This is a genomic window from Anaeromyxobacter dehalogenans 2CP-C (assembly GCF_000013385.1).
In the GTDB taxonomy this organism is placed as follows: Bacteria; Myxococcota; Myxococcia; order Myxococcales; family Anaeromyxobacteraceae; genus Anaeromyxobacter; species Anaeromyxobacter dehalogenans_B.
The window spans coordinates 3,131,273-3,145,378 of sequence record NC_007760.1; the positions used below are offsets into that span (position 1 = coordinate 3,131,273).

Annotated in this window: 8 protein-coding genes; 2 read left to right on the forward strand and 6 right to left on the reverse strand. The window is 73.4% G+C overall.

All coding sequences use genetic code 11. From position 1 onward, the window contains the following. Positions 1–205 precede the first annotated feature (205 nt). The gene (locus ADEH_RS14375; protein WP_198133780.1) at positions 206–1,441 is read left to right on the forward strand and encodes a glycosyltransferase; all 1,236 of its coding nucleotides are present in this window, start codon (positions 206–208) and stop codon (positions 1,439–1,441) included. A gap of 75 nt (positions 1,442–1,516) precedes the next feature. Here the strand turns inward: ADEH_RS14375 and ADEH_RS23515 are convergent, their stop codons facing one another. From ADEH_RS23515 to ADEH_RS14405, 6 genes are all read right to left on the reverse strand, one after another. Further along, a complete protein-coding gene (locus tag ADEH_RS23515; RefSeq protein ID WP_049760102.1) occupies positions 1,517–4,810 on the reverse strand; it encodes a glycosyl hydrolase family 28-related protein in 3,294 nt (1,097 codons plus the stop codon). Positions 4,811–5,288: 478 nt separating this feature from the next. After that, on the reverse strand, positions 5,289–7,352 hold the full coding sequence (locus ADEH_RS14385; RefSeq protein ID WP_157061364.1) for a glycosyl hydrolase family 28-related protein: 2,064 nt from the start codon (positions 7,350–7,352) through the stop codon (positions 5,289–5,291). Positions 7,353–7,489: 137 nt separating this feature from the next. Then, positions 7,490–8,488, reverse strand: a complete 999-nt coding sequence (locus ADEH_RS14390) for a glycosyltransferase (RefSeq protein ID WP_011421827.1) — start codon at positions 8,486–8,488, stop codon at positions 7,490–7,492. Between the two features lie 97 nt (positions 8,489–8,585). Beyond that, complete coding sequence (locus tag ADEH_RS14395; protein WP_011421828.1) at positions 8,586–10,100, reverse strand: O-antigen ligase family protein; 1,515 nt, start codon at positions 10,098–10,100, stop codon at positions 8,586–8,588. Between the two features lie 39 nt (positions 10,101–10,139). Next, a complete protein-coding gene (locus ADEH_RS14400; RefSeq protein ID WP_041453559.1) occupies positions 10,140–10,319 on the reverse strand; it encodes a hypothetical protein in 180 nt (59 codons plus the stop codon). A gap of 64 nt (positions 10,320–10,383) precedes the next feature. Continuing rightward, a complete protein-coding gene (locus ADEH_RS14405) occupies positions 10,384–12,174 on the reverse strand; it encodes a glycosyl hydrolase family 28-related protein (protein ID WP_198133781.1) in 1,791 nt (596 codons plus the stop codon). Positions 12,175–12,284: 110 nt separating this feature from the next. Here ADEH_RS14405 and ADEH_RS14410 point away from each other — a divergent pair, with 110 nt between their 5' ends. Next, positions 12,285–14,105: a glycoside hydrolase family 9 protein gene (locus ADEH_RS14410; protein WP_011421831.1), complete on the forward strand. Its 1,821-nt coding sequence runs from the start codon at positions 12,285–12,287 to the stop codon at positions 14,103–14,105. Position 14,106 lies beyond the last annotated feature (1 nt).

Below are 14,106 nucleotides of genomic sequence, written 5' to 3' on the forward strand. Positions count from 1 at the left end.
GGCGGCGTCGAGGCGATCGACCTCCCTTGGCGACGTGTAGGTCGGTCGTGTGACAGGGCGCGCGAGCCGCCCCAACGCGTGCGTCCGCGAGCCCCCATGCCATGTCACGCCCGCGCGGGAGCGCACCCGGCGCGAGGCTGTTGGTAGCATGCGCGCGGCGGGTCCACCGCCGGGGGAAGATCGCCAGATGACGGAGCCGCGGGCCGTGGCCAGACCGAAGGTGTGCATGGTGAGCTACGGCGAGTCGAACACCACCCTGCCGCCCATGTTCAACGAGGCGCTCTCGCTCGCCGAGGCCGGCTTCGAGGTCGAGTCGATCGCGCTCGCGGCGTCGCCCGGCGGCCCCATGGTCGAGACGTACGCCGCCGGCTTCTCCACCCGCCGGTTCCACCTCCGCACCCGCGGGTTCTTCCACGCGCGGCTGGGGCACTCGGTCGCGAACCCCGCGGTGGCGGCGCTCCAGTACGTGCTCTCGTACGCGGAGTTCGTCGCGCGCGCCGCCGTGCGCGCCTGGCGCAGCCGCGCAGACGCCTACACGGCCCACGACCTGCCCGCGCTGCTGCCCACGCTGCTCGCGGCGAAGGCGCGCGGCCGGCCGCTCGTGTACCGGGCGCACGAGCTCTACCCGGAGACGCACGCGCGCGTCCGGTTCGCCTGGTTCTGGCGGCTGCTCGATCGCGTCCTGGTCCCGCGCTGCGACGAGGTCGTCACGCCCGACGACAACCGCTCCCGCATCTACCGGGAGGAGCTCGGCGCGCGCAGTCCCCCGCTGACCGTGCGCAACTGCCCTCCGTACCGGCCGCCCGTCGAGAGCACCCGGCTGCGCGACGAGCTCTCGCGCCGCGGCGTCGCCTGCTCGACGATCGTGCTGTACCAGGGCCTGGTGGACTCGATGCGGTGCATCGAGGAGATCGCGGAGGCGAGCCGCCACTTCGACGACGGCGTGGTGCTCGTCATCATGGGCGGCGGCTTCGGCGCGTGGGCCGACCCGGGCGCGCGCCTCGCGGACCACGCGCGCATCGTGGTGCTGCCGCCGGTGCCGTACCGCGAGCTCGCGCCCTACACGGCGTCGGCGGACGTCGGCGTCCTGCTGTACCGCAACGACTGCCGGAACAACTACTACTGCGCCCCCAACAAGCTGTTCGAGTACATGATGATGGGCCTTCCGGTCGTCGCCCCCAGCTTCCCGGGCATGGCGCGGATCGTGGCCGGAGACGACGTCGGCCTGTGCGTGGATCCCTCCCGTCCGGAGGAGATCGCCGCCGCCGTGAACCGGCTGGCGCGAGACCCGGCCGCCCGCGCGCGCATGCGGGCGAACGGGCTGAGGCTGTCGCAGGAGCGGTACAACTGGCGCGTCGAGTCGGAGCCGCTCCTCGAGCGGTACCGGGCGCTGGTGGCAGAGCGCCGGACGACCGCGCCGAGCACCGGCGAGCTCGCCTGATTCGCCGGACGCGAAGCGGGCGGCGCCCCGGGGAGGAGCGCCGCCCGTCGCGAGGCGGGGGGCTGCGAGCGCCTGCTACGGCGTGCCGGCGTCGAACCGCGCCTTCGCCGGGAGGACCGCCACCTTCGTGCTGCCCGCGGGATCCACCCACGGCCACGGGCTCGAGCCGAAGAACGCCGGCTTGGCGGCGAGGTACAGGGAGTCCGGCAGCGTCGTGGCCGGGGCCACGTCGAGCTGGTTGCGGACGTAGTCCCAGTTCCCGGCCCGCAGCATCATCGACGCGGTGCTGCCGGGCGCCGTCGGGCTCTCGTACGTGGAGATGTCGTCGTACCCGCTCCCCGCCCCGACCCCGTGGCCGAGCCGGAACACCGCCGGCCGGCCCTGGCCGGGAGGATTGCTCGTCACCTCGTACGCCATGGTCGTGCCGTTCAGCCCCACGGGACCGGGGGTGCCGAGGACGTTCCCGACCACGTTCATGTACATGGCCTTCACCTCCATGGCGATGGCGGCGATCTGGTAGGTCTCGAACGCGTCGGTGCGCTCCTGCTTCCCGCTGGCGTAGTTGCGGAACAGCGTCATCCAGCCGGAGTTGCCCCACACGTTCTCGGTGGCGATCTGCGGCGAGTAGTTCCCCTCGGCCAGCTCCATGTAGGGGAAGGACGCGTGCCCGAGGTCCAGCGTCGTCTCCTGCAGGCCGCGGTCGGCGCTGGTCCAGGCGTCGTCGATGTAGTTGTAGGCGATCACGTTGCCGCCGCCGCTCGCGCGCAGCGTCACCGGCTTGTTCATGTAGTAGACGATGTTGTTCTCGACGAGCGTGTCGCTGGTGTGCTCGGACAGCGAGATCCCGTACGCTCCGCCGCCCTGCACCACGCGCGTCGCGTGGTGGAAGTACGAGTCGCGGATCTCGTTCCGGAAGCTCCGCTCGACCAGCAGGTGCGCGCCGCGCATCCCGTTCCCCTGGCCGAGCGTCCCGTCCGCGGCCGGGTTGGCCGAGACCGTGCCGTCCGACTCGACGCCCTTCACCCAGCAGTACGCGGTGTCCATCATGTGGATCTGGTTGTTCTGCCCGCCGGTGACGTACAGGTCCTCGATCCCCGCGTACTTCACGGTCACCGGCGCCTTGAACACCTGCGCCGCGAACGCCACGTCGAAGCCGAGGTGGATCTGCGGCCGGATCGTGAGCAGGTTGCCGCTCTTCCCGGTCACCTCCACCGTCTGCCCCATCGAGCGCGGCCCCGAGGTCGCGGGCCCGTAGTCCGGCCGCTTGAAGTACTGCACGCCGCCGTAGAACAGGTAGGACGGATCGTCGAGCTGGTCGATCTGGACGATGTCGCCCACCGCGAAGCTGCTCGCGTCGGCCACCGGGATCGTGGTCGCGCCCTTCGGCACGTCCGCGGTCACGTTCACCGCGGCGGCCCAGGTCGGCCAGCCGCGCCACACGTAGATGACGGCGGTGCTGCTCAGGTACGCGCGCAGCCGGGTCTGCGTCTTCCCCGCCCCGCGCAGCGTGACGCCCTTCGTGATCTGCAGGTAGGAGTTGAGCCGGTAGGTGCCGGCCGGCAGGTAGACGACCTGCCCCTCCGCGCACCCGTTGACGGCGGCCTGGATGGCCGGCTGCGCGTCGCCGCTGCCGTCCGTCCCGAACGCCGCCAGCCCGCGCGACGACGCCCACGCCGGCGTCACGGTCGCGCAGATCGTCGTCCGCGCGGGCACGCCCCCGGGGACGCCCGGCGCCCACGTCGTCCGCCGCTCGGGCGGGATCGGATCGCCCGCGATCCCGCTGGGCGGCGGATCCACCACGGTCGGCGACGAGACGGTGACCGCCGCGGCAGCGCTGCGGCTCGGATCGGCGGCGCTGGTGGCCACCACGTGGTAGGTGCCCGCGGTCGCAGGCGCGGTGTAGAGGCCCGACGCCGTGACGGTGCCGCCGGCGGCGCCCTCCTGCACCGACCAGGTCACGGCGGTGTTGGTGGAGCCCGACACGGTGGCGGTGAACTGCGCGCTGCCCCCTGCCGTCACCGCCGCGCTGCTCGGGCCGATCGCGACGGCGACCGGCGCGGGGGCGGGCGTGGAGCCCGAGGACGTCGTGACCCCGAGGTCGTCGAAGTAGAGCGTCGGGAGGCTGAGCCCGCGCCACTCCTGGACCGCGACCCCGGTGATGGCCGCGCCCGCCGGCGCGAGCGCCGACATCGGGACGGCGCAGGCCACCCAGGCGTTCGCGGGCACGGCGCCGCCCTGGCAGTACGGGCCGAGATCCGCGCCGTCGGTCCAGGCGCCGTTCACCACCGCGCGGACCCGGAGCGCCGCGCCGGCGCCGCCGGCTCCGCCGTTCACGTAGAGGCGCAGCGAGCTGCCGGTGTCCGGCGCGAAGGCGGCGCGGCTGAAGTAGATCCCCTCCCAGGGCCCGAACTGCACCGAGATGGCCCGCGTGCCGCTCGCCACCGGAGCGGTGCTCGCCAGCGAGTACACGCCGGCCCACGACCAGTCGGCCCAGGGGCTCACCATCGCGTCCGAGTAGATCGGCTGCGCGGGCGTGCTCGTGGGGGCCGGCACGGTCGCGCTCACCGCGGTGGACCGGGGCCCCTCGCCCGCGGCGCCGATCGCCGACACCGTGTACCAGTACGTCGAGCCCGCGACGACCGCGGTGTCGGTGTACGCGGCGGCGGTGACCGGCGCCGGCGTGAGGTTGGTCTCGGCGCCGGTCTGGGTGGCGGAGCGGTAGACCTCGTAGCCGGTCGCGCCGCTCACCGGCGCCCAGGAGACCGCGACGCCGGCGGTGGTCGCGGCCGCCGCCACGCCCGTCGGGGCGGCCGGGAGCGCCGGGGTGGGATCCGGCGTCGTGGTGGCGGTCCCCTCGAAGGACACGTCGTCCACGTACATGCGGGCCTGGCTCTTGCCCGCGTCCTCGGCGATGACGATCCCGTCGATGGTCGCGTCCACGGCGCCGATGGCGGCGAGCGGGACGGCGCAGCGGACCCACGCGTTCTTCGGGATCCTGCCGCCGTCGCAGTAGGGGGCGAGCGCGGCCTCGGGCGTCGGCACGCCGCCGATGCTGGCGCGGACCGCCAGCGCCCGGCGGGCGCCGCTCGCGCCGCCGTTCACGTACAGCGTCAGCTCGGTGAGCCCCGCGGTGCTCAGGCCCGCCGTCTGGAAGCGCAGGTCGCTCCAGGGCGCGAAGTCCACCGCGATCGAGCTCGCGCCGGAGTGGACCGGCGTCGCGTTCGAGAGGTCGTGCGGGGCCGACGACTGGTCGCTCCACTCGGCGCCGAGCGCGTCGGCGTACACGGCCGCGCCGGGCGCCAGGGCGGCGCTCGCGGCGCCGAGGGAGCCCGCCGGCTGCTCCCCGCCGCAGGCGGTGGCGAGCAGCACGGCGGCCAGGAGTGCGGCGGCACATCGGGTTCCGGGGACGGCGCGTCTGGGCATTTTACTCTCAGTGACCAGGGTGGTGCGGCGCCGTCGCCGGGCGGAGCGCGCGCGGGGGTTCGCGCTGGCGGGCGACCGGGCGGGCGCTCGCCAGCGCTCGGAGTGGCTGGGAACGGCCGGACCCCAGTGCGATCCGCGTGCCACCAGGGGCGTTGCGCGCGCGCCCCCCGCGTTTCGCGCGATCGCGATCCAGGCCGATCCGCGGTCGCGGACGGAGCGTGCGCGTCACGATCGCGGAAATTCGCCGCACCTCACGGATCTTCGAGGTGAGCGACGCGGCGCGGATCGCCTACATGCGCCGCGATCGTACGCGCTCAAACGACCTCGCGAGCGCGACCCGCGGACGGCGATCGCCGGACGCGAAACGGGCGGCGCCCCGGGGAGGAGCGCCGCCCGTCGCGAGGCGGAGGGCTGCGAGTGCCTGCTACGGCGTGCCGGCGTCGAACCGCGCCTTCGCCGGGAGGACCGCCACCTTCGTGCTGCCCGCGGGATCCACCCACGGCCACGGGTTCGACCCGAAGAACGCCGGCTTCGCGACCCGGTACAGCGACGCGGGCAGCTCCTCGCCCGGATCGGCGTCGAGCTGGTTCCGGACGTAGTCCCAGTTCCCGGCCCGCAGCATCATCGCCGCGGTGCTGCCAGGGGCCGTCGGGCTCTCGTACGTCGCGATGTCGTCGTACCCGCTCCCCGCCCCGACCCCGTGGCCGAGCCGGAACACCGCCGGCTGCCGCTGGCCGGGCGGGCTGCTGGTCACCTCGTACGCCATGGGCGTGCCGTTCAGGCCCACCGGGCCGGCGGTGCCGAGCACGTTGCCGACCACGTTCATGTACATGGCCCTCACCTCCATGGCGATGGCGGCGAGCTGGTACGTCTCGAACGCGTCGGACCGCGCCTGCTTGCCGCTGGCGTAGTTGCGGAACAGCGTCATCCAGCCGGAGTTGCCCCACACGTTCTCGGTGGCGATCTGCGGCGAGTAGTTCCCCTCCGCGAGCTCCATGTACGGGAAGGAGGCGTGGCCCAGGTCGAGCGTGGTCTCCTGCATCCCGCGGTCGGCGCTGGTCCAGGCGTCGTCGATGTAGTTGTAGGCGATCACGTTGCCGCCGCCGCTCGCGCGCAGCGTCACCGGCTTGTTCATGTAGTAGACGATGTTGTTCTCGACGAGCGTGTCGCTGGTGTGCTCGGACAGCGAGATCCCGTACGCCCCGCCGCCCTGCACCACGCGCGTCGCGTGGTGGAAGTACGAGTCGCGGATCTCGTTCCGGAAGCTCCGCTCGACGAGCACGTGCGCGCCGCGCATGCCGTTCCCCTGGCCGAGCGTCCCGTCCGACGCCGGGTTCGAGGAGACGGTCCCGTCCGACTCGATCCCCTTCAGCCAGCAGTACGCCGAGTCCATCATGTGGATCTGGTTGTTCTGGCCGCCGGTGACGTACAGGTCCTCGACGCCGGCGTACTTGACCGTCACCGGCGCCTTGAACACCTGCGGCGTGAACGCCACGTCGAACCCGAGGTGGATCTGCGGCCGGATGGTGAGCACGTTGCCCACCTTCCCGGTGACCTCCACCGTCTGCCCCATCGAGCGCGGGCCCGTGGTCGCCGGCCCGTAGCTGGGGCGCTTGAAGTACTGCACGCCGCCGTAGAACAGGTAGGACGGATCGTCGAGCTGGTCGATCTGGACGATGTCACCCACCGCGAAGCTGCTCGCGTCGGACACCGGGATCGTGGTCGCGCCCTTCGCCACGTCCGCGGTCACGTTCACCGCCGCCGGCCAGTTCGGCCAGCTGCGCCAGACGTAGATCACGGCGGTGCTGGCCAGGTACGCGCGCAGCCGGGTCTGCGTCTTCCCCGCGCCGCGCAGGGTGATGCCCTTCATGATCTGGAGGTACGAGTTCAACCGGTACGTGCCCGCCGGCAGGTACACGACCTGCCCCTCCGGACACTCGTTGATGGCCGCCTGGATGGCCGGCTGCGCGTCGCCGCTGCCGTCCGTCCCGAACGCCGCCAGCCCGCGCGACGACGCCCACGCCGGCGTCACCGTGGCGCAGATCGCGGTCCGCCCGGGCACGCCGCCGGGGATCCCCGGGGACCAGAGCGTGCGCCGATCCATCGGGATCACGTTGGTCGGCGTGACGTTGCCGACGAACACCGAGGCGGCGCCCTGCAGCGTCGGATCCGCCGCGCTCGTCGCGACGACGTGGTACGTGCCCGTCTCGCTCGGCGCGGTGTAGTTGCCGGATCCGTCGATCGCGCCGCCGTTCGCCTCCAGGACCGACCAGGTGACCGCGGTGTTCGCGGCGCCGGTGATCGCCGCGGCGAACACCGCCGTGTCCCCGGGCTTCAGCTGGACCTCGCCGGGCGTGACCTCGACGTTCGGGCGCTGCGCGGCGGATTCGCTGCTCCCGCCTCCGCCACCACCACACGCTGCGAGGACGACGGAGACGGCGATGGCCAGCGAGCGAAGCGCTGGATGACGCGGTGCGGTGAGGCGCATGCGGGGGTTCATCCGTTCTGCGCGGCCACCGTACCCAAGCCCGGTGACACGCGCTCAAGGGGCGCCGCGCAATCAAGCACACGCACGATAGGTCGGCTACCCCCCGAACGGAAGAAAATGCGCTTGCTTTCCGATACTTACATCGACGCACGGCTCATGGAGGGAACGACTTCGGGGGACGCCTCACCCCGTTGCCCTGCCTCCGGGTGCGCCGCTTCCCAGAGGGGGCGTCGCTCCTCCGTGAGCTTCCGGACCGCAGCCGCCTTCCCCATCACGAGGCTCAGCCGCTGGAACCGGCGCAGGAAGCGCCGGAACTGCGGGTCCTCGTACCGCGGCTCCCGCCGGAACGCGCTCGAGAAGTATCCCCATAGCATGGCCGCGCTCCCGGTGATCACCGGGCGGGTAGGCAGGCGATAGAGCGCGCTCGCCACGATGAACAGCGGCGAGGTCCCCATCGCGTACTGACCGTACCCGAGCCGCTTGCGGCCCGTGAGGATCCCCTTGTCGCTCGAGCCCATCGGGCGCAGGTGGAGGAACCGCAGCTCCTCGCGGTCGATGCTCCGCACGGTCCAGCCGAGCATCCGGGCGCGGTGGCAGTCGATGCCGTCCCACATCACCCGGCGCGCGAACCCACCCACCTCGCGGAAGCAGCCGACCCGGTAGAACTTCGAGGCGCCGACCGACATCTCGTCGCCCATCGTCTCCGGCGTCAGCACGCCGGTCTCCGGGTGGTGGAACCACGGCTTGCCCGAGGTGGAGCCGAGCCGAGGCTCCGCCTCCATCTCCGCCATGAGCAGCTCGAAGTAGCGGGGCGGGAGATCGAGATCCATGTCGAGCTTGCAGAGGTAGGCGAACTGGTCGAGGTCCACCGTCTCCAGCCCGGCGTAGAACGCCTCGATCACGCCCGGCCCCACGCTGCGCCGGCCACGGTCGCGCCGGTGGAGCACGCGCAGGAACGGGAGCCGCCGCGCGTAGTCGTCCAGGATCTCGCCGGTCTCGTCGGTGGAGCCGTCGTCCACGACCACCCACAGCGCCGGCGGCACCGTCTGCGCGGCCACGCTGTCGAGCGTGCGCCGGATGAACTTCGCCTCGTCGCGGCACGGCGACACGATCACGTAGCGTCGATCGATGGACACTGACTTCCTCCCCCAGGACGACCGAAAGGCTAGTCCCCAGCGTGCGGCCGATCGACTCCCGCGAGCCGGTGACACGGCGCGGGCCACGCGATCGCGCTCACGCGCCGCGCGGCTCCGCGCGCCGCGGCCACGCGCCCGACGAGACCGCGACCTTGCCGGCGATCGCGAGCGCCAGCGCCGAGAAGACGCGGTACTGCGGGTGGTAGGCGCCCGTGTCGCTGAACGCGAGCACCGCGCAGGCGATCACCGCCGCCACGCAGCCGAGCGCGGCGGCGCGCTCGTCGGGCCGCACCGCGACGCGGTAGGCACGGATGGCCAGGAACGCGGTGAACCCGAACAGCGACCAGATCGCGGTGAACGCGATCGGCCCCGCGAACAGCAGCAGCCCGAGCACGCTGTTGTGCGGCCACGCCCGGAAGTCGGCGAAGATCGAGCTGATGTCGTCGCCGCGCATGTGCTCGGTGTACTCCCGGCCCAGGCCGATCCCGAGGATGGGCTGCTCCCGGATCGAGACGGCGATGTTCCAGTTCTCGACGTCGCGCCAGAACGCGGACGAGTCGATGGAGGAGTCGGTCAGCGAGCGGATCGTGTGGACCGGGGCGAAGATCCCGCCCGCGCGTTCCCAGCCGACCGCGACGTACAGCACCAGGACCGGTGCGGCGATCAGCACCCCACGCGTCACCGCGCGCTTCCACCGGCGCGGCGGGCTGAGCACGTACGCGGTCACCAGGCCCACCGCGAGCATCACCCACGCGATGCGCCGGTCGTTCGCGATCACCCCCATCACCAGCAACGGCAGGATGACGCCGATGCGGCGCCAGCGGTGCGGGTGCACGCGCTCGGTGAAGTCCACCACCACCAGGAAGATGGCGATCGAGAACAGCACCGAGTCGCCGTGGTTGGTCGCGTGCGCGAGCTGGCCGCCGGTGAGGGCCGGCGCGAACACGTTCTGGACCGCCAGCGCCAGCACCGACTTCACGCAGGCCCCGGCCACCACCACCCGCCCGATCAGGCGAAGGTCGCGCGGCGTGCGGAACGCGCGGTCGAACAGCAGGAAGAGCAGCGGGATCTCCAGCAGCTGGCGCAGCTTGTACAGGCCGATGCCGGCGCCGCGCACCGCGCCGTTCAGGTCGGCGAACGCCAGCCCCAGCACGTAGAGCCAGAGGAACTGCGAGATCGCCCCGGCGGCGCGGCCCCGCGCCTCCTGCTCCGCCGCGGCCCGGGTGGCGCCCCGGAGCGCCCCCACCGCGAGCAGGTAGAGCGCCGCCAGGTCGAGCCCGCTCAGCGGGACCGGCACGCGGATGGCGTGCTGCAGGGTGTTGCTGAGCAGGTCGCCGAGGATGGCGACCGGCGTGTTCCAGATCCCCGCCGCGTCACCGGAGCGGTCGAGCGAGAGGACGAGCAGGACCAGCGCGGACACCGAGACCCGCAGCGGCGCCTTCGCCATCACGTACAGCGCCGTCGCCAGGGCGACCGGCACCACCGCCAGCGCCGGGTTGCCGTTCCCGGCGATCACGGCGACGCAGGTGGCGAGGCCCACCGCGCCGAGCACGGCCACCGCGGGGCCGCGGTCGCGCCCCACGCTCGCCCAGCGGACGACGGCGCCGTTCACGCCCCCTCCGGCCCGCGCGCGCGCGGCCGGGAGGGCGCGTCACCGCACGGGGACGAAGTAGTTCGCATGCACGAGGGTCACGTAGGCGACGTACAGCAGGTTGAACAGGAGCAGCCACAGCACCATGCGGCGCGCCCCGCGCCGCGGGTGCGGATCGCGGGACGCGATCGCCGGGATCACCAGCAGCGCGACGATGACGGAGACGAGGAGATGCTTCACCGGAGACCCCCGCGACGGCGCCGACTGTAGCACGCGGCGCAGCGGGGCCGCCGCGCCGGCTGGCTCAGCGCGAGGGCCTCCGCGCCTGCAGGAGGTCGAACCGCTCCTTGGCCGGCAGCGTCCTCAGCTTGAGCGATCCGTCCGGATCGACCCACGGCCACGGACGCTCGGCGAAGAACGCCGGCTTCTCGGTCAGGTAGAGCGACGGGGGGAGGCTGCGCGAGGGGATGGCGGGATCCCAGATCGTCCGGTTGGTCACGAAGTCGAAGTTCCCGTGGCGCAGCAGCGTCCGCGCGGTGGTCCCGGGTCGCTGCGGATCCTCGTAGGCGTTGGAGTCGCCGCCGCCGTTGCCCCCGTTCGCGCGATGGCCGATCCGGTACACGGCGGGCTGCCCCGTCCCGGGCGGGTTGGAGCGCACCTCGTAGACCAGCCCCTTCTCCGGAACGCCGAGGACGTTGCCGACCACCGTCATGAAGTGCCCCCTGGCCTCCAGGCCGATGGCCGCCACGTCGAACGTCTCCGGGGCGGTGCCAGACCGCAGCTGCTGGGCGCTCGCGTGGTTCCGGAAGAACGTGAGCCAGCCCGAGTTGCCCCAGACCGCGTCGGTGCCGATGTGCGCGGCCCAGTTCCCCTCGAACAGCTCCATGTGCGGGAAGGACGCGTGCCCGCCGTCGATGGTGGTCTCCTGCATGGACGGCATGGCGCCGGTCCAGGCGTCCTCGACGTAGTTGTACGCGACGACGTTCCCGCCCCCGCTCGCGCGCATGACGAGGGGCTTGTTCAGGTTGAAGATGACGTTGTTCTCCACCAGGCAGTCGGAGCTCTGCGACATCACCGACAGGCCGTAGGCGCCGCCGCCCTGGCGGACCTCCGTCGCGTCGTGCAGGTAGCTGTCGCGCACCACGCAGCGGAAGCAGCTCTCCAGCGTGACGTGGGCCCCCTTCATGCCCAGCCCGGTGGCGGGGCTGCCGTCGCTCTCCACGTTCGCGATCCACGAGTACGCGGCGTTCATCATCACGATCATGCCGTTGCGGCCGCCCGTGACGTAGAGATCCTCCACGCCTGCGTACTTCAGCGTCGGACCGGACGGCGTCATGGGCCCGGTCGGCTTGAAGACCTGGGGCTTCAGCGCCGCCCGGAAGCCGAGGTGGACCGGCGCGGCGAGCCGGAGCGTCTTCCCGGCGACGCCGATCACCTCCACCGTCTGCCCCTGCGCGCGGTAGCCCTCGGGCGAGGCCGGGCGGCGGTCATCGCCGCGGTTCGGGCCACGCTTCATCCAGCGGCAGCCGCCGTGGTCTACGTAGGCCGGGTCGTCCAGCTGGTCGATCTGGACGATGTCACCGGGCGCGAAGCCCTTCGTGCTCGCGACCGGGATCGCCATCGCGCCCTTCGGCACGTCCGCGGTCACGTCCACGGCGGGCTCGTTGTACTCGGGCCAGAGCTTCGCCACGTACACGGCGGCGAGGTCCCTGGGGCTGTCGTACCGGATCCGGGTGGCCGCGGGCCCGGCGCCGCGCAGGACCACGCCCTTGTCGAGCATGATGCTCGAGGTGATGCGGTAGGTGCCGGCGGGCAGGAAGACCACCGAGCCCTCGGGGCACCGCGCGATCGCGGACTGGATCGCGCCGGCCGCATCGGCCCTGCCGTCGCCCAGCGCCGCCGCGTCGAGGGTCGCGCAGATCTTGGTCCGGCGGGGAATCCCGCCCGGGATTCCCGGCTGCCAGCGCGTGCACCGCTCCACGGGGATGCCGGCCTCGGCGCAGAGATCGCGGGGCGGCAGGGCCGCGGACGGCGCGGCGCCGCGGGCGCTGCCCGCGGCGGCGGCGAGGAGCAGGGCGAGGATGGCTGGTCTCACGGCGGTGTCCCCCGGCGCGGCGCACGTCCGCGCCGCCGCGGGCAATTAGACCCGAGGCCCCGGCCCTCCGCAACGGCGGCACGCCGGCCTGCGCGTGCTACGCTCGGTGCGTGCTCCTCGCCGTCCTCGTCGCGTCACTCGCCTCGGCGACCCCCGCGCCGGTCGCGAGCGCCGCCCCGGGCCTGGAGCCGCTGCGCCGCGCCTACGGCGCCGCGGTGGGCCGCGTCGCGCTCTGGCGCCGCGCGCGCGAGCGCGAGGACGCGCCGCCATTCGGCCACCTCGCCACCTCGCAGGTGGGCTACGCCCCACGCATGCAGAAGCGCTTCACCTCGCCGCGCCCGTTCACGTCGTTCGAGGTGGTGCGCGAATCCGACGGCGCGGTCGCGTTCCGCGGCGGCCCCCCGGTCCGCGCCGTCGGCACCGACCTGCTCGGCGCGACCCGCACCGTCTGGATCGGCGACTTCTCGCCGCTCGCCGAGCCCGGGCGCTACCGCGTGGTCCTCGACGGCGGGCTGGCCAGCCATCCGTTCGGCGTCGGCCGCGAGGTGTTCGATCCGGCGGTGCGCGCGGTCCAGCGCTGGTTCTACTACCAGCGCGCCTTCACGGCGGTGGAGGCCCCCTGGGCCGAGGGCCCCTGGACGCACCCCAGCGACGCCGCGAAGGCGCCGCCGGGCGTGCGGAAGGGCTGGCACGACGCGGGCGACTTCTCGATCTACAACGCGCCGCTCGCGACGGCGCTGTTCTGGATGCTGGCGGCGTACGACGACTTCGCTCCCTCGGACGACGCGACCCACGTCCCGGAGTCCGGCAACGGCGCCCCGGACCTGCTCGACGAGGCGCGCTGGGGGCTGGAGTGGCTGGTGTCCGTGCAGGACGCGGCGACCGGCGGCTTCGCCTCGACCACCTGCCAGGATCGCTACGCGCGCTACGGCGAGAACACGCACGCCTCGGTGCCCCCGTACCGCGCCGGCGAGGTCGGGACGCTCGCGACCGCGCGCGCCGTGGGGACGCTCGCGTTCGCGGCGGCGGTGTTCGACCGGCGCGATCCCGGCTTCGCGGCGCGCTGCCTGGCCGCGGCCCGGCGCGGCTACGCGTACCTGGAGGCCCGCCCGGGCGAGGCGAGCGACGGCCCGTCGTGCCCCGCCTACCGCCGCGACGGCGACGCGGAGGTGGGGCGGCACGTCCGGATGTACGCGGCGGCGGGGATGCTGCGCGCGACGGGGGAGCGCCGCTTCGCCGCGGACTTCGAGCGCGCCTCGATCGCGTCCTGGGCCGATCCCGACTACCACCACGTGGCCGCGTTCGCGGCCCGCCTCTACCTGCGGGCGCCGGCCGGGGACCCCGCCCGCAAGCAGGCGCTGCGCGAGCGCTTCCGCGCGCTCGCCCAGGAGGTGCGCGTCGCGGCGGACGCCCATCCCTTCGAGCTGGCGGCGCGCTACCAGTGGGGCTCCATCAGCGCCGCGCTGCACCGCGCCGGCGCCTCCAGCGCCTGGGCCTGCGTGGACGCGGGCGGGCGCGGCGAGGACTGCGACCGCGCGCTCGCGCCGATCCACTACGCGCTCGGCCGGAACTACCTGCAGCTCTGCTACGTGACCGGGCTGCCGGGGGTCACGCGCGGCGTGCGGCGGGTGTTCCATCACTGGCTCGCGACGCTGCGCGCCGAGCCCCCCGTGTTCCCCGGGGCGCTGGCGGGGGGCCCGAACCCCCGGCCCGACCCGCGCGACGTCTCGTACCCGCAGGCGCGGCCCAGGCCGATCTGGGGCTACTTCGGCGACCCCGCGTTCCCGCGCGACGACGCGACGCCGATCGAGGGCCGCTACACCGAGAACGACAGCTGGTCCACGAACGAGACCGCCGCCGACTGGCAGGGCGCCGCGCTGTACGGGCTCCACCTCGCGCAGTGGCTCGCGCGACGGGCGGACGCGCCCTGAC